This is a genomic window from Streptomyces sp. AM 2-1-1 (assembly GCF_029167645.1).
Classification (GTDB): Bacteria; Actinomycetota; Actinomycetes; order Streptomycetales; family Streptomycetaceae; genus Streptomyces.
Genome location: NZ_CP119147.1, coordinates 1,762,135 through 1,780,404, shown reverse-complemented (window position 1 = coordinate 1,780,404; position 18,270 = coordinate 1,762,135). Strand labels below are relative to the sequence as shown.

The 18,270-nt window shown below is 65.9% G+C and carries 11 protein-coding genes, 1 tRNA gene and 3 rRNA genes; 13 read left to right on the top strand and 2 right to left on the bottom strand.

Going from position 1 to position 18,270, the window contains the following annotated elements; genetic code table 11:
• The first annotated feature begins 30 nt into the window (after positions 1 to 30).
• From eccD to PZB77_RS07405, 6 genes are all read left to right on the top strand, one after another.
• Entirely contained in the window at positions 31 to 1,533 is a 1,503-nt protein-coding gene (gene eccD, locus PZB77_RS07430; RefSeq protein WP_275495950.1) for a type VII secretion integral membrane protein EccD, read from the top strand.
• A 227-nt stretch (positions 1,534 to 1,760) separates the two neighbouring features.
• Positions 1,761 to 2,051: a 30S ribosomal protein S15 gene (gene rpsO, locus PZB77_RS07425; protein ID WP_003965855.1), complete on the top strand. Its 291-nt coding sequence runs from the start codon at positions 1,761 to 1,763 to the stop codon at positions 2,049 to 2,051.
• Positions 2,052 to 2,374: 323 nt separating this feature from the next.
• Complete coding sequence (locus tag PZB77_RS07420) at positions 2,375 to 4,585, top strand: polyribonucleotide nucleotidyltransferase (protein WP_275495949.1); 2,211 nt, start codon at positions 2,375 to 2,377, stop codon at positions 4,583 to 4,585.
• Complete coding sequence (locus tag PZB77_RS07415; protein WP_275491775.1) at positions 4,582 to 5,961, top strand: pitrilysin family protein; 1,380 nt, start codon at positions 4,582 to 4,584, stop codon at positions 5,959 to 5,961. The genes PZB77_RS07420 and PZB77_RS07415 overlap by 4 nt, the downstream gene beginning before the upstream one ends.
• Before the next feature lie 60 nt (positions 5,962 to 6,021).
• On the top strand, positions 6,022 to 6,774 hold the full coding sequence (gene dapB / locus PZB77_RS07410) for a 4-hydroxy-tetrahydrodipicolinate reductase (protein ID WP_275491774.1): 753 nt from the start codon (positions 6,022 to 6,024) through the stop codon (positions 6,772 to 6,774).
• Between the two features lie 10 nt (positions 6,775 to 6,784).
• A complete protein-coding gene (locus PZB77_RS07405) occupies positions 6,785 to 7,237 on the top strand; it encodes a hypothetical protein (RefSeq protein ID WP_275491773.1) in 453 nt (150 codons plus the stop codon).
• A gap of 85 nt (positions 7,238 to 7,322) precedes the next feature.
• On the opposite strand, the gene PZB77_RS07400 is transcribed toward PZB77_RS07405, so the two are convergent.
• Positions 7,323 to 7,871, bottom strand: a complete 549-nt coding sequence (locus PZB77_RS07400; RefSeq protein ID WP_275491772.1) for a hypothetical protein — start codon at positions 7,869 to 7,871, stop codon at positions 7,323 to 7,325.
• A gap of 94 nt (positions 7,872 to 7,965) precedes the next feature.
• A complete protein-coding gene (locus PZB77_RS07395) occupies positions 7,966 to 8,205 on the bottom strand; it encodes a hypothetical protein (protein ID WP_275491771.1) in 240 nt (79 codons plus the stop codon).
• A gap of 173 nt (positions 8,206 to 8,378) precedes the next feature.
• Between PZB77_RS07395 and thyX the strand changes: the two genes are divergently transcribed.
• From thyX to PZB77_RS07360, 7 genes are all read left to right on the top strand, one after another.
• Positions 8,379 to 9,116 (top strand): FAD-dependent thymidylate synthase, encoded by a 738-nt coding sequence (gene thyX, locus PZB77_RS07390; protein ID WP_275491770.1) that lies wholly within the window; start codon positions 8,379 to 8,381, stop codon positions 9,114 to 9,116.
• A gap of 152 nt (positions 9,117 to 9,268) precedes the next feature.
• The gene (gene dapA / locus PZB77_RS07385; protein WP_275491769.1) at positions 9,269 to 10,168 is read left to right on the top strand and encodes a 4-hydroxy-tetrahydrodipicolinate synthase; all 900 of its coding nucleotides are present in this window, start codon (positions 9,269 to 9,271) and stop codon (positions 10,166 to 10,168) included.
• A gap of 130 nt (positions 10,169 to 10,298) precedes the next feature.
• The gene (locus tag PZB77_RS07380; protein WP_275491768.1) at positions 10,299 to 11,984 is read left to right on the top strand and encodes a ribonuclease J; all 1,686 of its coding nucleotides are present in this window, start codon (positions 10,299 to 10,301) and stop codon (positions 11,982 to 11,984) included.
• Between the two features lie 619 nt (positions 11,985 to 12,603).
• Positions 12,604 to 14,129: ribosomal RNA gene (locus PZB77_RS07375) — 16S ribosomal RNA — on the top strand.
• 297 nt (positions 14,130 to 14,426) lie between these two features.
• Positions 14,427 to 17,551: ribosomal RNA gene (locus PZB77_RS07370) — 23S ribosomal RNA — on the top strand.
• A 74-nt stretch (positions 17,552 to 17,625) separates the two neighbouring features.
• A 5S ribosomal RNA gene (rrf, locus tag PZB77_RS07365) occupies positions 17,626 to 17,742 on the top strand.
• Together the 16S, 23S and 5S rRNA genes with 1 tRNA gene alongside form the textbook arrangement of a ribosomal RNA operon.
• 455 nt (positions 17,743 to 18,197) lie before the next feature.
• Positions 18,198 to 18,270: transfer RNA gene (locus PZB77_RS07360), tRNA-Thr, on the top strand.

Sequence of the window (18,270 nt, the reverse complement as noted above, 5' to 3'; positions counted from 1 at the left end):
ATCGCGAAGCAGGGGGAGCAACAGGTGACCATGACGGCCCGAGCGGCGACCACCGGACCCGGCCGGACCGGCCCCGGGGTCCCGGCCGGCAACGGAACCGGATTCTGCAGGGTGACCGTCGTCGCGCCCGACAGCCGCGTCGACGTCGCCCTGCCCGAGGACGTCCCCCTCGCCGACCTCTACCCGGAGATCCTCCGGCTCTCGGGGCAGAGCCCCGCCGAGGGCGCCCCCGTCGGCTACCACCTCGTGCGCCGCGACGGCACCGTGCTCGACAGCGGACGCACCCTGTCCGCCCAGCGCATACTCGACGGCGAGCTCCTCTCGCTGCGCCCGTTCTCCGAATCGCTGCCCCCCGCCGTCTTCGACGACGTCTCCGACGCGGTCGCCTCCGCGGTGGCCCGCGACCGCACGCTCTGGGGCGACGCGCTGATGCGCGGTTCCGGCCTCTTCGGCGGCGCGGTCCTGCTCGTCCTCCTCGGCTTCGTCCTGTGGACCGCCGACCCGCTGCACGACATGCACGGCCTCCCCGGCGTCCTCGCCGCCGTCGCCGCCGTCCTGCTGCTCGCCGTCGCCGGAGTGCGCGCCCGGGTGTACGAGGACCGGGGCTCGGCCGTCGCGCTCGGCACGGGCGCCCTGGTCCACGCCGCGGTCGCCGGCTCCGGACTGCTGCCGCTCGGCGCCGGTGAGGGGATCGGCCGCCTGCAGTTCCTGTTGGCCTGCGCCGCCGTGCTCGTCGTCTCGGTGATCCTGGTGATCGTCGCCCCCACCGGCGACGGCCCCTTCGTCGCGTTCGTCTTCGCCTCCGCCGTGGGGGTGCTGGTGACCTTCGCCGCGATCCTCACCGACCTAAAGCCCACCGAGACCGCCGCCGTCTGCGCCCCGCTCTCCGTCGGGGCGCTGGGCTTCCTGCCGGGCCTCTCCACCCGTTTCGCCCGCCTCCCCATCGGCTTCGAGCCGCCCCGCACCACCGTCGGCGACTACGGGGCCACCGAGCAGGCCCCCCAGGGACCGGTGGACGCGGTCCGCATCGCCGCGCAGGCCCGGCGCGGCCACGAACTGCTGCTCGGCCTGGCCGGCGGCTGCGCCATGGTGGCCGTCTCCGGCGCGGCGGTCCTCGGCTTCTCCGCGAACGTCTACGGACAACTGCTGGCGCTCGCCACGGGCTGCGCCATGCTGATGCGCGCCCACCTCTTCCGCTACACCGCCCAGGTCGCCTGCACCCTGGCGGCGGGCCTCGGCGCGCTGGTCCTGCTCGGCCTCGGGCTCTGCCTGCGCCCCCCGGCGGGCATCATGATCGACGCGCTGCGGGGCGACACCGCGGCGCTCGACATCCGGACGATCTGGCTCACCGCGGCCGTCGCCGCGACCGCCGCGCTGATCACCGCCATCGGGCTCATCGTGCCCCGCAAGGGGGTGACCCCGTTCTGGGGCCGCTTCCTGGAGATCGCCGAGGCGTTCGTCCTGCTGACGCTCCTGCCGCTCTGCCTCGCCGTCTTCGATGTGTACACGTCGATACGGTCGCTCACCAGCTGATTCCGGCCCGCTGCCGCGCCCTCGCCGGTCCGCCTCCCCGCGCGAGGGGGGACCGGCGAGGGCGCTGTCGTACGGCTGGTAGTCTGTGCGGTGGCCGTTTGTGTACGCGTCCCCGGTTTCCTTCTGGGGGCAGCGCCCATCGGACCTTCGCCTCCGAGTCACGGAAGCTCCCCTGAGATCAAGACCAGGGGCACTCGTGGGCGCATCGAACACCAAGAGGAGTACGCGTGCCGCTCGACGCCGCTACGAAGAAGCAGATCATGTCCGAGTTCGCCCAGAAGGAGGGTGACACCGGATCCCCCGAGGTCCAGGTCGCCATGCTCTCCCGCCGGATCTCGGACCTGACGGAGCACCTCAAGACGCACAAGCACGACCACCACTCCCGTCGTGGTCTGCTGATCCTGGTCGGCCAGCGTCGCCGCCTCCTGCAGTACCTGGCCAAGAAGGACATCCAGCGCTTCCGCGCCCTCGTCGACCGCCTCGGCATCCGCCGCGGTGCCGCCGGCGGCGCCAAGTAAGCACGCTGTGAGAGGGAGCGGCGCCCACTTCCCGGGGGCCGCTCCCTTTGCCGTACGTGCGCCACCGGGGGCAATCTCCGTACCCTGGGCGTAGGCACCACCGCACCACCAGCACCACCGCACGACCAGCAGGACCGAACGACACGAGGAGAAGCGCGCTCCCGCAGCCGCCGGTCCTCGGTAGTGGCGCCCGGGAAAGAACGCCCGGGGGCTTCGATCGAAGACCGGCCCGCACACCAGGTGCGCTTCTCCCCGCACCGTCCTCCGCCACACGGGCGTGAGGACGAAAGACGATGATGACGACGAGTATGGAGAAATCACTAGTGGAGAACGAGACCCACTACGCCGAAGCCGTGATCGACAACGGCACCTTCGGCACCCGCACCATCCGCTTCGAGACGGGCCGCCTGGCCAAGCAGGCCGCCGGCTCCGCCGTCGCGTACCTGGACGACGACACCATGGTGCTGTCGGCCACCACCGCTTCCAAGCGGCCCAAGGACCAGCTCGACTTCTTCCCCCTCACGGTGGACGTCGAGGAGCGGCAGTACGCAGCCGGCAAGATCCCCGGCTCCTTCTTCCGCCGCGAGGGACGCCCCTCCGAGGACGCGATCCTCACCTGCCGCCTGATCGACCGGCCGCTGCGCCCCTCCTTCAAGAAGGGCCTGCGCAACGAGATCCAGATCGTCGAGACGATCATGGCGCTCAACCCCGACCACCTGTACGACGTGGTCGCGATCAACGCCGCCTCGGCGTCCACGATCCTGGCGGGCCTGCCCTTCTCCGGCCCGATCGGCGCCACCCGCGTCGCCCTGATCAAGGGCCAGTGGGTCGCCTTCCCGACGCACACCGAGCTCGAGGACGCCGTCTTCGACATGGTCGTCGCGGGCCGCGTCCTGGAGGACGGCGACGTCGCGATCATGATGGTCGAGGCCGAGGCCACCGAGAAGACCGTCCAGCTCGTCCAGGACGGTGCGGAAGCCCCCACCGAAGAGGTCGTGGCAGCCGGTCTGGAAGCCGCCAAGCCCTTCATCAAGGCCCTCTGCAAGGCGCAGGCCGAGCTCGCCGCCAAGGCCGCCAAGCCGGTCGGCGACTTCCCGGTCTTCCTGGACTACCAGGACGACGTCCTGGAGGCCCTCGCCAAGGCCGTCTCCACCGAGCTCGCCAAGGCGCTCACCATCGCCGGCAAGCAGGACCGCGAGGCCGAGCTCGACCGCATCAAGGACATCGCGGCCGAGAAGCTCCTCCCGGCCTTCGAGGGCCGCGAGAAGGAGATCTCCGGTGCCTACCGCGCGCTGACCAAGAAGCTGGTCCGCGAGCGCGTCATCAAGGACAAGGTCCGCATCGACGGCCGCGGCGTCACGGACATCCGTACGCTCGCCGCCGAGGTCGAGGCCATCCCGCGCGTGCACGGCTCGGCGCTCTTCGAGCGTGGCGAGACCCAGATCCTGGGCGTCACCACCCTCAACATGCTCCGTATGGAGCAGCAGCTGGACACCCTCTCCCCGGTGACCCGCAAGCGCTACATGCACAACTACAACTTCCCGCCGTACTCGGTCGGCGAGACCGGCCGCGTGGGTTCGCCCAAGCGCCGCGAGATCGGCCACGGAGCGCTCGCCGAGCGCGCCATCGTCCCGGTCCTGCCCTCGCGCGAGGAGTTCCCCTACGCGATCCGCCAGGTCTCCGAGGCGCTGGGCTCCAACGGCTCCACCTCCATGGGCTCGGTCTGCGCCTCGACCATGTCGCTGCTGAACGCCGGTGTGCCCCTCAAGGCCGCCGTCGCCGGTATCGCCATGGGCCTCATCTCCGAGGAGATCGACGGCAAGACCCACTACGTCGCCCTCACCGACATCCTCGGTGCGGAGGACGCCTTCGGCGACATGGACTTCAAGGTCGCCGGCACGAAGCAGTTCGTGACCGCGCTCCAGCTCGACACCAAGCTCGACGGCATCCCCGCCTCGGTCCTGGCCGCCGCGCTGAAGCAGGCCCGTGACGCGCGTCTGCACATCCTGGACGTCATGAACGAGGCCATCGACGTCCCGGACGAGATGTCCCCGAACGCCCCGCGGATCATCACCGTCAAGATCCCGGTGGACAAGATCGGTGAGGTCATCGGCCCCAAGGGCAAGATGATCAACCAGATCCAGGAGGACACCGGCGCCGACATCACGATCGAGGACGACGGCACCATCTACATCGGTGCCCAGCAGGGCTCGCAGGCCGAGGCCGCCCGCGCCACGATCAACGCGATCGCCAACCCGACCATGCCGGAGGTCGGCGAGCGGTACCTGGGTACGGTCGTCAAGACCACCACCTTCGGTGCCTTCGTCTCCCTCATGCCCGGCAAGGACGGTCTGCTGCACATCTCGCAGATCCGCAAGCTCGCCGGTGGCAAGCGCGTGGAGAACGTCGAGGACGTGCTCGCGGTCGGCTCCAAGGTCCAGGTCGAGATCGCGGAGATCGACTCCCGCGGCAAGCTCTCCCTCATCCCCGTCGTCGAGGGTGAAAACGACGAGAAGGACGACGCCTCCAAGTGACGTCCCGTAGTTCCGTGACGACGGCCCGCGCCTCTTCGAAGGCGCGGGCCGTCGCCCGTACCCAAACGCTTCTCAAGGGCGCCAACGGCATCGGTACGGTCCGCCGTACGGTGCTCCCCGGCGGTCTCCGTGTCGTCACCGAGACCCTGCCCTCCGTACGCTCCGCCACCTTCGGGATCTGGGTCAACGTCGGTTCGCGCGACGAGACCCCCACCCTGAACGGCGCGACCCACTACCTCGAACACCTCCTCTTCAAGGGCACCGGCCGGCGCAGCGCCCTGGACATCTCGTCCGCGATCGACGCGGTCGGCGGCGAGATGAACGCCTTCACGGCGAAGGAGTACACCTGCTACTACGCGCGGGTCCTCGACACCGACCTGCCGCTCGCCGTCGACGTGGTCTGCGACATGCTGACCGGCTCGCTGATCAGGGCCGAGGACGTGGACGCCGAGCGCGGCGTCATCCTCGAAGAGATCGCGATGACCGAGGACGACCCGGGCGACTGCGTGCACGACCTGTTCGCGCACACCATGTTCGGCGACACCCCCCTCGGCCGCCCGGTCCTCGGCACCGTCGACACGATCAACGCGCTGGACCGGGGGCAGGTCGCCCGCTTCTACAAGAAGCACTACGACCCCACCAACCTGGTCGTCGCGGCCGCGGGCAACGTCGACCACGCCACGGTCGTACGCCAGGTGCGCAGGGCCTTCGACCGGGCCGGCGCGCTCTCGCGCACCGAGGCGGTGCCGGTGGGCCCCCGCGCGGGCTCCCGCACCCTGCGCACCGCCGGCAAGGTCGAGGTCCTCGGCCGCAAGACCGAGCAGGCGCACGTCGTCCTCGGCATGCCCGGCCTTCCCCGCACCGACGAGCGCCGCTGGGCGCTGGGCGTCCTCAACACCGCTCTGGGCGGCGGCATGAGTTCGCGCCTCTTCCAGGAGGTCCGCGAGAAGCGCGGTCTGGCCTACAGCGTGTACGCGTACACCTCGGGCTTCGCCGACTGCGGCCTCTTCGGCGTGTACGCGGGCTGCCGCCCGAGCCAGGTCCACGACGTCCTGAAGATCTGCCGCGACGAGCTCGACAAGGTCGCGGCCGACGGCCTGCCCGACGACGAGATCGTCCGCGCCATCGGGCAGCTCTCCGGCTCGACCGTCCTCGGCCTGGAGGACACCGGCGCGCTGATGAACCGCATCGGCAAGAGCGAGCTCTGCTGGGGCGAACAGATGTCGGTCGACGCGATGCTGGCGGAGATCGCGGCGGTCACCCCCGACGACGTGCGCGCGGTCGCCGCCGACCTCCTCGGTCAGCGCCCCTCGCTCGCGGTCATCGGCCCGCTCAAGGACAAGCAGGCGGACCGTCTCCACACAGCGGTGTCCTAAGACCGCGCCGGGTGGGCTCCGCCGGCCCGTACCCTCCCTTCGATCAGGAAAGCAGAGCACATGAGCAAGCTGCGCGTGGCCGTCATCGGCGCCAAGGGCCGCATCGGATCGGAAGCGGTACGGGCCGTGGAGGCCGCCGAGGACATGGAGCTGGTGGCGGCTCTCGGCCGGGGCGACTCGCTGGACGCCCTCACCGACGCCGGCGCGGAGGTCGCGGTGGAACTCACCCACCCCGACGCGGTGATGGAGAACCTGGAGTTCTGCGTAGGCAACGGTGTCCACGCCGTCGTCGGCACCACCGGCTGGACCGAGGAGCGCCTCACCCGGCTCACCGGCCGGCTGGACGCGTCCCCGGGGACCGGCGTGCTCATCGCGCCGAACTTCTCCATCGGAGCCGTCCTCACCATGAAGTTCGCTCAGGCGGCGGCGGTCTGGTTCGAGTCGGTCGAGGTCATCGAGCTCCACCACCCGAACAAGGCCGACGCCCCCTCCGGGACCGCGACCCGGACGGCTCAGCTCATCGCCGCCGCCCGCGCCGAGGCAGGACTCGCCCCCCAGCCGGACGCCACAGCGACCGGCCTCCAGGGCGCCCGGGGCGCCGACGTCGACGGCGTACCGGTGCACTCCGTGCGGCTGCGCGGGCTCCTCGCGCACCAGGAGGTGCTGCTCGGTGGCGAGGGGGAGACCTTCACCCTGCGCCACGACTCCCTGCACCACAGCAGCTTCATGCCCGGCATCCTGCTGGGGGTCCGCCGCGTGGTCACCACCCCCGGCCTGACGTTCGGGCTGGAACACTTCCTCGATCTGAACTGACGGTCCCGCCATGCGCGCAAAGATCTCGTACTTCGTCACCGCCGCCGTCCTGGTCTTCTACTTCGTCCTGGCCGGCAGCCGGGGTCTCCTCCTCATCCGGCACGGCACCCTGATCACCGTCGCCTTCGGGGTGGCGGTGCTGATCCTGCCGGTGATCGGCGTCTGGTTCCTCTGGAAGAACACCCAGTTCGTCCGGCGGGCCAACGCGCTCGCGGCGGAGCTGGACGCCGAGGGCGGGCTCCCGGTCGACGAACTCGTCCGGACCCCGTCCGGCCGGGTCGACCGCGACTCCGCCGACGCCGTCTTCGCCCGCCGCCGGGAGGAGACCGAGGACGCGCCGGACGACTGGCGCTGCTGGTTCCGGCTGGCCGTCGCCTACCAGGACGCCCGTGACACGCCCAGGGCCCGCAAGGCGATGCAGCGCGCCATCGCCCTGCACGCGAACAAGCCGGTACGCGCCTGATCGGCGCCGTACCGGCTTGTCGGCCCCGGACTCACCGGGGGTACCACGGGAAAGCGGAAGACCTGGTGGGACGGGGAGCGGCGCGTCAGCGCCGGTACTCGTCCGCCCAGGCCTCGATGGTGTCGGTGGCCCGGTCGAACGCCTCGGGCCGGGCCAGGAAGTCCGCGTTGCGGTCCGTCATCAGGGGCGGCAGCGAGCCACCGCTCCGACGGGCCACGACCAGGGCCTGACCCTGCACGGTCCGGGGCAGACCGAGCCACTTCACGGGCTGCTGAACCGTACGCACCGCTCCGGTCCGGCTCCACGCCACCGTGGTGGTGCGGAAGAAACCGACCCGGCGCACACCGTGCCGGCTCACCCACGCGCCGACGCGGAGCAACCGCAGCGCGCCGGCGATCACCACCGCGGCGAGCGTCATGCAGAGCAGTGCGCCCGAAGGCTCACCGGCCACACCGATGATCACCGCTGCGAACAGGACGAACGACGCCAGCAGCAGCAGCCCCGCCGCCGCCGAGACCCGCCAGGGCCCGGGACGGTAGGGCCGTCTCCAGCTGTCGTGGTCGTCGAACGGCAGCGCGACGTCCTCCGCGCCCGCGTCGAACGCGCGGTCGGCCGTCAGGAAGGGCAGGGGCACGACTGATCCTCACTCACAAGCACGCTCGTTATTGCTGTGCCCGGTGAGGCTACCGACGGGTCCCCGGTCCGACCACCCCAGGGGGCCGTACGAGTCAGCGCCCCTGGGACGCCTCGGACTTCTGGTGGTGCGCGGGCGCCTGACCGGGGTCGAGGGCGGGCAGGCCGAAGAGGAGCGAACCCACCAGACCGGCGACCACGGTGAGTCCCACGAGGGAGCGGGCCGCCAACTCGGAGACGCTGGCGCGTTCCCGGGGCGGCGGAGTGACATTGCTGCGGAATCGCTCGGCCTCGGCAACGAACGAGAACGGTACGGATTCACGCCGGCGGAACATGAGGAAGATCTCCTTGGAGCTGGGGTGAAGGTGCTGCTGAAGTGTCAGACGCGCGGAACACCGGATCGGTGCCCACTCGGCCGCACCTTTCGGAGTTTTCCCCGGACCGAGCCCGGTACGCGGCCCCGTAGAGTGGACGCCGCCCGAGCGAAGCAACTGGAAGGACCCCGCCGGTGAGCGACATCCCCGAACCCGCGAAGCCGAGTTTCCGCAGCGACGTCACCGTGGAGCTGGTGAAACACGCCGCGGGCGATGCCGATGTCCTCTTCGCCGCCCGCGTCTCGACGGCGGGGGAGCAGTCGTTGGAGGAGGTCACCAAGGATCCGGAGCGTTCCAAGGGTCTCATCAATTATCTGATGCGTGACCGCCACGGCAGCCCTTTCGAGCACAACTCGATGACGTTTTTCATCAGCGCCCCCATCTTCGTCTTCCGTGAGTTCATGCGGCACCGGGTCGGCTGGTCGTACAACGAGGAATCGGGCCGCTACCGGGAGCTGCAGCCCGTCTTCTACGTACCCGGCGAATCCCGCAAACTCGTCCAGCAGGGCCGCCCCGGGAAGTACGAGTTCGTCGACGGAACCGCCGAGCAGGCCGAACTCACGGGTCGCGCCATGGAGGACTCGTACCGCCAGGCGTACGACGCCTACCAGGAGATGCTCGCCGCCGGTGTCGCCCGTGAGGTGGCCCGGGCCGTCCTGCCCGTCGGCCTCTTCTCGTCGATGTACGCCACCTGCAACGCGCGCTCGCTGATGCACTTCCTCGGCCTGCGCACCCAGCACGAACTGGCGACGGTCCCGTCCTTCCCGCAGCGCGAGATCGAGATGGTCGGCGAGCGGATGGAGGAGCACTGGGCGCGGCTCATGCCCCTGACTCATGCCGCCTTCAACAAAAACGGACGGGTAGCCCCGTAGGCGGTGTCCGTATTGCGGCCTTTCGTGAAGTTCATCTAGGCTGATCAAACGGACCCGGCACTGCTTGAACCCCCGAGCAGGCAGTGCCGGGTTCCACGATCGAAGTCCCCCGAGGGGACAACCCGGGCCGAGCAACGAGTAGCGTGTTACCCATGGCTCCGATCTCCACTCCGCAGACCCCCTTCGGGCGGGTCCTCACCGCGATGGTCACGCCGTTCACGGCGGACGGCGCGCTCGACCTCGACGGCGCCCAGCGGCTCGCGACCCACCTGGTGGACGCCGGCAACGACGGCCTCGTCGTCAACGGCACCACGGGCGAGTCGCCCACCACCAGCGACGCGGAGAAAGACCAGCTCGTACGAGCCGTACTCGACGCGGTCGGAGACCGGGCCCACGTCGTCGCCGGCATCGGCACCAACGACACCCGCCACAGCGTCGAACTGGCCCGCGCCGCCGAGCACGCCGGTGCGCACGGTCTTCTCGCGGTCACCCCGTACTACAACAAGCCGCCGCAGGAGGGCCTGTACCGGCACTTCACCGCGATCGCCGACTCCACCGGCCTCCCCGTGATGCTGTACGACATCCCCGGGCGCAGCGGCGTGCCGATCGAGACCGAGACGCTCGTCCGGCTCGCGGAGCACCCGCGCATCGTGGCCAACAAGGACGCCAAGGGCGACCTCGGCCGCGCCGGCTGGGCCATCGCACGCTCCGGCCTCGCCTGGTACTCCGGCGACGACATGCTCAACCTGCCGCTCCTCTCGGTCGGCGCGGTGGGCGTCGTCTCCGTCGTCGGCCACGTGGTCACCCCCGACCTGCGGGCCCTGATCGACGCCTACCTCGGCGGCGACGTGCAGAAGGCCACCGAGATCCACCAGAAGCTGCTCCCGGTCTTCACCGGCGTGTTCCGCACGCAGGGCGTCATCACCACCAAGGCGGCCCTCACCCTGCAGGGACTCCCGGCCGGACCCCTGCGTCTGCCCCTGGTGGAACTCACCGCCCAGGAGACGGCACAGCTCAAGGTCGACCTGGCCGCCGGTGGGGTAGAGCTGTAACCACGGACTTCACAACTGAATACGCGAGGAAGAGCTCGCACACGTTCATCCCCTGACAACAGCAAGTGCACGAATGACACACGCGCCACGTGCCCAAGCGGTACGTGGCGTGCGTGGTAAGGAGAGTCTTTTGAGTCATCCGCATCCCGAACTCGGTACGCCGCCGAAGCTCCCCAAGGGCGCCCTGAGGGTCACCCCCCTCGGCGGCCTCGGCGAGATCGGCCGCAACATGACGGTCTTCGAATACGGCGGCCGCCTGCTCATCGTCGACTGCGGCGTCCTCTTCCCCGAGGAGGAGCAGCCGGGCATCGACCTGATCCTGCCGGACTTCACCACGATCCGGGACCGCCTGGACGACGTGGAGGGCATCGTCCTCACGCACGGCCACGAGGACCACATCGGTGGCGTGCCCTACCTGCTGCGCCTGAAGCCGGAAATCCCGCTGATCGGCTCCAAGCTGACGCTCGCGCTGATCGAGGCGAAGCTCCAGGAGCACCGCATCCGCCCGTACACCCTCGAGGTCATCGAGGGCCAGCGCGAGCGCATCGGCGTCTTCGACTGCGAGTTCATCGCGGTCAACCACTCCATCCCGGACGCCCTCGCGGTCGCCATCCGCACCCCCGCGGGCATGGCGGTCGCCACCGGCGACTTCAAGATGGACCAGCTGCCGCTGGACGGCCGGCTCACCGACCTGCACGCCTTCGCCCGGCTCAGCGAGGAGGGCATCGACCTCCTCCTCGCCGACTCGACGAACGCCGAGGTCCCGGGCTTCGTCCCGCCGGAGAAGGACATCTCCAACGTCCTGCGCACGGTCTTCGCCAACGCGCAGAAGCGGATCATCGTGGCGAGCTTCGCCAGCCACGTCCACCGCATCCAGCAGATCCTGGACGCCGCCCACGAGTACGGCCGCAGGGTCGCCTTCGTCGGCCGCTCGATGGTCCGCAACATGGGCATCGCCCGTGACCTGGGCTACCTCAAGGTGCCGGCCGGCCTCGTCGTCGACGTCAAGGCGCTCGACGACCTCCCGGACGACGAGGTGGTGCTGGTCTGCACGGGTTCGCAGGGCGAGCCCATGGCCGCGCTGTCGCGCATGGCCAACCGCGACCACCAGATCCGGATCGTCCAGGGCGACACCGTCATCCTGGCGTCCTCGCTCATCCCGGGCAACGAGAACGCGGTCTACCGCGTGATCAACGGCCTGACCCGCTGGGGCGCCAACGTCGTCCACAAGGGCAACGCCAAGGTCCACGTCTCGGGCCACGCCTCGGCCGGCGAGCTGCTGTACTTCTACAACATCTGCAAGCCGAAGAACCTGATGCCGGTGCACGGCGAATGGCGCCACCTGCGGGCCAACGCCGAACTCGGCGCGTTGACGGGGGTCCCCAAGGACCACATCGTCATCGCCGAGGACGGCGTGGTCGTCGACCTCATCGACGGCAAGGCGAAGATCGTCGGCAAGGTCCAGGCCGGCTACGTCTACGTGGACGGCCTCTCGGTCGGCGACGTCACCGAGACCTCCCTCAAGGACCGCCGGATCCTCGGCGACGAGGGCATCATCTCGGTCTTCATCGTGGTCGACACCAACACCGGCAAGATCGTGGGCGGCCCCCACATCCAGGCCCGGGGCTCCGGTATCGACGACGCGGCGTTCACCGCCGTCGTTCCGAAGATCGAGGAATCCCTCAACAAGCAGGCCCAGGACGGCGTCATGGAGCCGCACCAGCTCCAGCAGATGATCCGTCGCACCGTGGGCAAGTGGGTCTCCGACACCTACCGTCGGCGCCCGATGATCCTCCCGGTCGTCGTCGAGGTCTGACCCTCGCCGACCGCCCACTGGAGCGGGGTGCCTCGATTTGCATCGAGGCACCCCGCTCCAGTACGTTTGGGCCTCCGCAGAACGGGAAGCAGCGCGCACTGGTGCGCGCGGGCCGTCCGATTCGGTGCGGGGATGACGACTCAGTAGTTCTGATAAAGTCGGATCCGCCGAAAGGCAAAGGCCCCCGACAGGCCGCTGGAATTACTTTCGGACCGGAGACGGAACGAAAATGGCTCTGGTAAAGTCGGACTCGCCGGAAAGGGAAACGCGAAAGCGAAGAACTGGAAAGCGAGAATGTTCCTCCCGCTTCGACCGGGAAACAGACACGAAAGCGTCTGATAGAGTCGGAAACGCAAGAACGAAGGGAAGCGCCCGGAGGGCCCCGGTGAAACGGGACCGAAGGAAGCGTCCGTTCCTTGAGAACTCAACAGCGTGCCAAAAGTCAACGCCAGATATGTTGATACCCCGGCCTGCTTCGGCAGGTTGGTGGTTCCTTTGAAAAGTCCTGTCGGCACTTAACGGTCCGGTGGGCAACAACAGCGAGGACGCTGTGAACGACCGGTCATATTCCGACCTGGTCGTTCCGCTCTCGTGTTGTGATCCCGATTACGGGAAAACATTCACGGAGAGTTTGATCCTGGCTCAGGACGAACGCTGGCGGCGTGCTTAACACATGCAAGTCGAACGATGAAGCCTTTCGGGGTGGATTAGTGGCGAACGGGTGAGTAACACGTGGGCAATCTGCCCTTCACTCTGGGACAAGCCCTGGAAACGGGGTCTAATACCGGATAACACTCTGTCCCGCATGGGACGGGGTTAAAAGCTCCGGCGGTGAAGGATGAGCCCGCGGCCTATCAGCTTGTTGGTGGGGTAATGGCCTACCAAGGCGACGACGGGTAGCCGGCCTGAGAGGGCGACCGGCCACACTGGGACTGAGACACGGCCCAGACTCCTACGGGAGGCAGCAGTGGGGAATATTGCACAATGGGCGAAAGCCTGATGCAGCGACGCCGCGTGAGGGATGACGGCCTTCGGGTTGTAAACCTCTTTCAGCAGGGAAGAAGCGAAAGTGACGGTACCTGCAGAAGAAGCGCCGGCTAACTACGTGCCAGCAGCCGCGGTAATACGTAGGGCGCAAGCGTTGTCCGGAATTATTGGGCGTAAAGAGCTCGTAGGCGGCTTGTCACGTCGGATGTGAAAGCCCGGGGCTTAACCCCGGGTCTGCATTCGATACGGGCTAGCTAGAGTGTGGTAGGGGAGATCGGAATTCCTGGTGTAGCGGTGAAATGCGCAGATATCAGGAGGAACACCGGTGGCGAAGGCGGATCTCTGGGCCATTACTGACGCTGAGGAGCGAAAGCGTGGGGAGCGAACAGGATTAGATACCCTGGTAGTCCACGCCGTAAACGTTGGGAACTAGGTGTTGGCGACATTCCACGTCGTCGGTGCCGCAGCTAACGCATTAAGTTCCCCGCCTGGGGAGTACGGCCGCAAGGCTAAAACTCAAAGGAATTGACGGGGGCCCGCACAAGCAGCGGAGCATGTGGCTTAATTCGACGCAACGCGAAGAACCTTACCAAGGCTTGACATATACCGGAAAGCATCAGAGATGGTGCCCCCCTTGTGGTCGGTATACAGGTGGTGCATGGCTGTCGTCAGCTCGTGTCGTGAGATGTTGGGTTAAGTCCCGCAACGAGCGCAACCCTTGTTCTGTGTTGCCAGCATGCCCTTCGGGGTGATGGGGACTCACAGGAGACTGCCGGGGTCAACTCGGAGGAAGGTGGGGACGACGTCAAGTCATCATGCCCCTTATGTCTTGGGCTGCACACGTGCTACAATGGCCGGTACAATGAGCTGCGATGCCGCGAGGCGGAGCGAATCTCAAAAAGCCGGTCTCAGTTCGGATTGGGGTCTGCAACTCGACCCCATGAAGTCGGAGTTGCTAGTAATCGCAGATCAGCATTGCTGCGGTGAATACGTTCCCGGGCCTTGTACACACCGCCCGTCACGTCACGAAAGTCGGTAACACCCGAAGCCGGTGGCCCAACCCCTTGTGGGAGGGAGCTGTCGAAGGTGGGACTGGCGATTGGGACGAAGTCGTAACAAGGTAGCCGTACCGGAAGGTGCGGCTGGATCACCTCCTTTCTAAGGAGCATTTCTTACCCGGTTTCGGCTGGGTCAGAGGCCAGTACACCGGCGAATGTTCGGTGCTGGTTGCTCATGGGTGGAACGTTGACTATTCGGCACGGTTGGTTGGTTGTTGCGAGTACTGCTTCGGCGTGGAAAGTAATGATGGATCGATTGTGTCGGGCACGTTGTTGGGTATCTGAGGGTACGGCCGTAAGGCTGCCTTCAGTCCGGTCCCGGTGAAGCATCACGTAGTGGTGTGTGACGGGTGGCTGGTTGTTGTTTGAGAACTGCACAGTGGACGCGAGCATCTGTGGCCAAGTTTTTAAGGGCGCACGGTGGATGCCTTGGCACCAGGAACCGATGAAGGACGTGGGAGGCCACGATAGTCCCCGGGGAGCTGTCAACCTAGCTTTGATCCGGGGGTTTCCGAATGGGGAAACCCGGCAGTCGTCATGGGCTGTCACCCACTGCTGAACACATAGGCAGTGTGGAGGGAACGAGGGGAAGTGAAACATCTCAGTACCCTCAGGAAGAGAAAACAACCGTGATTCCGGGAGTAGTGGCGAGCGAAACTGGAACAGGCCAAACCGTATGTGTGTGATACCCGGCAGGGGTTGCGCATGCGGGGTTGTGGGATCTCTCTTTCATAGTCTGCCGACTGTGAGACGAGTCAGAAACCGTTGATGTAGGCGAAGGACATGCGAAAGGTCCGGCGTAGAGGGTAAGACCCCCGTAGCTGAAACATCAACGGCTCGTTTGAGAGACACCCAAGTAGCACGGGGCCCGAGAAATCCCGTGTGAATCTGGCGGGACCACCCGCTAAGCCTAAATATTCCCTGGTGACCGATAGCGGATAGTACCGTGAGGGAATGGTGAAAAGTACCGCGGGAGCGGAGTGAAATAGTACCTGAAACCGTGTGCCTACAAGCCGTGGGAGCGTCGCTGTATGTGCTTGCACATGCAGTCGTGACTGCGTGCCTTTTGAAGAATGAGCCTGCGAGTTAGCGGTGTGTAGCGAGGTTAACCCGTGTGGGGAAGCCGTAGCGAAAGCGAGTCCGAACAGGGCGATTGAGTTGCACGCTCTAGACCCGAAGCGGAGTGATCTAGCCATGGGCAGGTTGAAGCGGAGGTAAGACTTCGTGGAGGACCGAACCCACCAGGGTTGAAAACCTGGGGGATGACCTGTGGTTAGGGGTGAAAGGCCAATCAAACTCCGTGATAGCTGGTTCTCCCCGAAATGCATTTAGGTGCAGCGTCGTGTGTTTCTTGCCGGAGGTAGAGCACTGGATAGGCGATGGGCCCCAACGGGTTACTGACCTTAGCCAAACTCCGAATGCCGGTAAGTGAGAGCGCGGCAGTGAGACTGTGGGGGATAAGCTCCATGGTCGAGAGGGAAACAGCCCAGAGCATCGACTAAGGCCCCTAAGCGTACGCTAAGTGGGAAAGGATGTGGAGTCGCAGAGACAACCAGGAGGTTGGCTTAGAAGCAGCCACCCTTGAAAGAGTGCGTAATAGCTCACTGGTCAAGTGATTCCGCGCCGACAATGTAGCGGGGCTCAAGCGTACCGCCGAAGTCGTGTCATTCCAGCACATACCCCCAACGGGGGCTGGGATGGGTAGGGGAGCGTCGTGTGCCGGGTGAAGCAGCCGCGGAAGCGAGTTGTGGACGGTTCACGAGTGAGAATGCAGGCATGAGTAGCGATACACACGTGAGAAACGTGTGCGCCGATTGACTAAGGGTTCCTGGGTCAAGCTGATCTGCCCAGGGTAAGTCGGGACCTAAGGCGAGGCCGACAGGCGTAGTCGATGGACAACCGGTTGATATTCCGGTACCCGCTTTGAAACGCCCAGTACTGAATCAGGCGATGCTAAGTCCGTGAAGCCGGCCCGATCTCTTCGGAGTTGAGGGTAGTGGTGGAGCCGATGAACCAGACTTGTAGTAGGTAAGCGATGGGGTGACGCAGGAAGGTAGTCCAGCCCGGGCGGTGGTTGTCCCGGGGTAAGGGTGTAGGCCGTGTGGTAGGCAAATCCGTCACACATGAGGCTGAGACCTGATGCCGAGCCGATTGTGGCGAAGTGGATGATCCTATGCTGTCGAGAAAAGCCTCTAGCGAGTTTCATGGCGGCCCGTACCCTAAACCGACTCAGGTGGTCAGGTAGAGAATACCGAGGCGTTCGGGTGAACTATGGTTAAGGAACTCGGCAAAATGCCCCCGTAACTTCGGGAGAAGGGGGGCCATCACTGGTGATTGGATTTACTCCATGAGCTGGGGGTGGCCGCAGAGACCAGCGAGAAGCGACTGTTTACTAAAAACACAGGTCCGTGCGAAGCCGTAAGGCGATGTATACGGACTGACGCCTGCCCGGTGCTGGAACGTTAAGGGGACCGGTTAGCTGACTTTCGGGTCGGCGAAGCTGAGAACTTAAGCGCCAGTAAACGGCGGTGGTAACTATAACCATCCTAAGGTAGCGAAATTCCTTGTCGGGTAAGTTCCGACCTGCACGAATGGCGTAACGACTTCTCGACTGTCTCAACCATAGGCCCGGTGAAATTGCACTACGAGTAAAGATGCTCGTTTCGCGCAGCAGGACGGAAAGACCCCGGGACCTTTACTACAGTTTGATATTGGTGTTCGGTTCGGCTTGTGTAGGATAGGTGGGAGACTTTGAAGCGGCCACGCCAGTGGTTGTGGAGTCGCCGTTGAAATACCACTCTGGTCGTGCTGGATGTCTAACCTCGGTCCGTGATCCGGATCAGGGACAGTGTCTGATGGGTAGTTTAACTGGGGCGGTTGCCTCCTAAAGAGTAACGGAGGCGCCCAAAGGTTCCCTCAGCCTGGTTGGTAATCAGGTGTTGAGTGTAAGTGCACAAGGGAGCTTGACTGTGAGACCGACGGGTCGAGCAGGGACGAAAGTCGGGACTAGTGATCCGGCAGTGGCTTGTGGAAGCGCTGTCGCTCAACGGATAAAAGGTACCCCGGGGATAACAGGCTGATCTTCCCCAAGAGTCCATATCGACGGGATGGTTTGGCACCTCGATGTCGGCTCGTCGCATCCTGGGGCTGGAGTCGGTCCCAAGGGTTGGGCTGTTCGCCCATTAAAGCGGTACGCGAGCTGGGTTTAGAACGTCGTGAGACAGTTCGGTCCCTATCCGCTGTGCGCGTAGGAATATTGAGAAGGGCTGTCCCTAGTACGAGAGGACCGGGACGGACGAACCTCTGGTGTGCCAGTTGTCCTGCCAAGGGCATGGCTGGTTGGCTACGTTCGGAAAGGATAACCGCTGAAAGCATCTAAGCGGGAAGCCTGCTTCGAGATGAGTATTCCCACCCCCTTTGAGGGGTTAAGGCTCCCAGTAGACGACTGGGTTGATAGGCCAGATGTGGAAGCCCGGTAACGGGTGGAGCTGACTGGTACTAATAGGCCGAGGGCTTGTCCTCAGTTGCTCGCGTCCACTGTGTTGTTCTGAAATAACAATCCGCTGTGTTTTTCCGGTTGGTTGATTTCATAGTGTTTCGGTGGTCATTGCGTTAGGGAAACGCCCGGTTACATTCCGAACCCGGAAGCTAAGCCTTTCAGCGCCGATGGTACTGCAGGGGGGACCCTGTGGGAGAGTAGGACGCCGCCGAACAATTTTTCCGGGAGACCCCCGTGCCTTTGGGCACGGGGGTCTTCTGCGTTCCGGGGTCATTCCTCACCCACCCCGGCTGGGGGCCGTTTCCCGGAGCGTGTGATTCCAGGGGCAGTCCACCACCGCCGGCGCCCACCGCGAGCTGACGAGACTCGCCGAGCCGTACCGGTCCGCTCGACCGGACGACCCGATGGGGCCTTTGCCCCTGGAGCTGCGGGCGCGAGGGCTGGACGATCGGTGACCGCCGAAGGCGCTTTTGACGCACGTCAGCTCACAGGCCTGCCCAGGTGCCCGACCGGGGCGCCCGGTCCCGTTCGCCGGCGGGCGTGCGAGGAGACGGCGGCCCGGAACGAGCTCGCGCGGGGCGTTCCCCGGCCGTCCCGAACGCTGTGCGCGCGGTGGCTCTGGACGGCCCCGAACTGGGGTATGCTTTATCTCGTTGCACAGCGCAGCAGGCCCCAATAGCTCAGTCGGTAGAGCGTCTCCATGGTAAGGAGAAGGTCTGCGGTTCGATTCCGCATTGGGGCT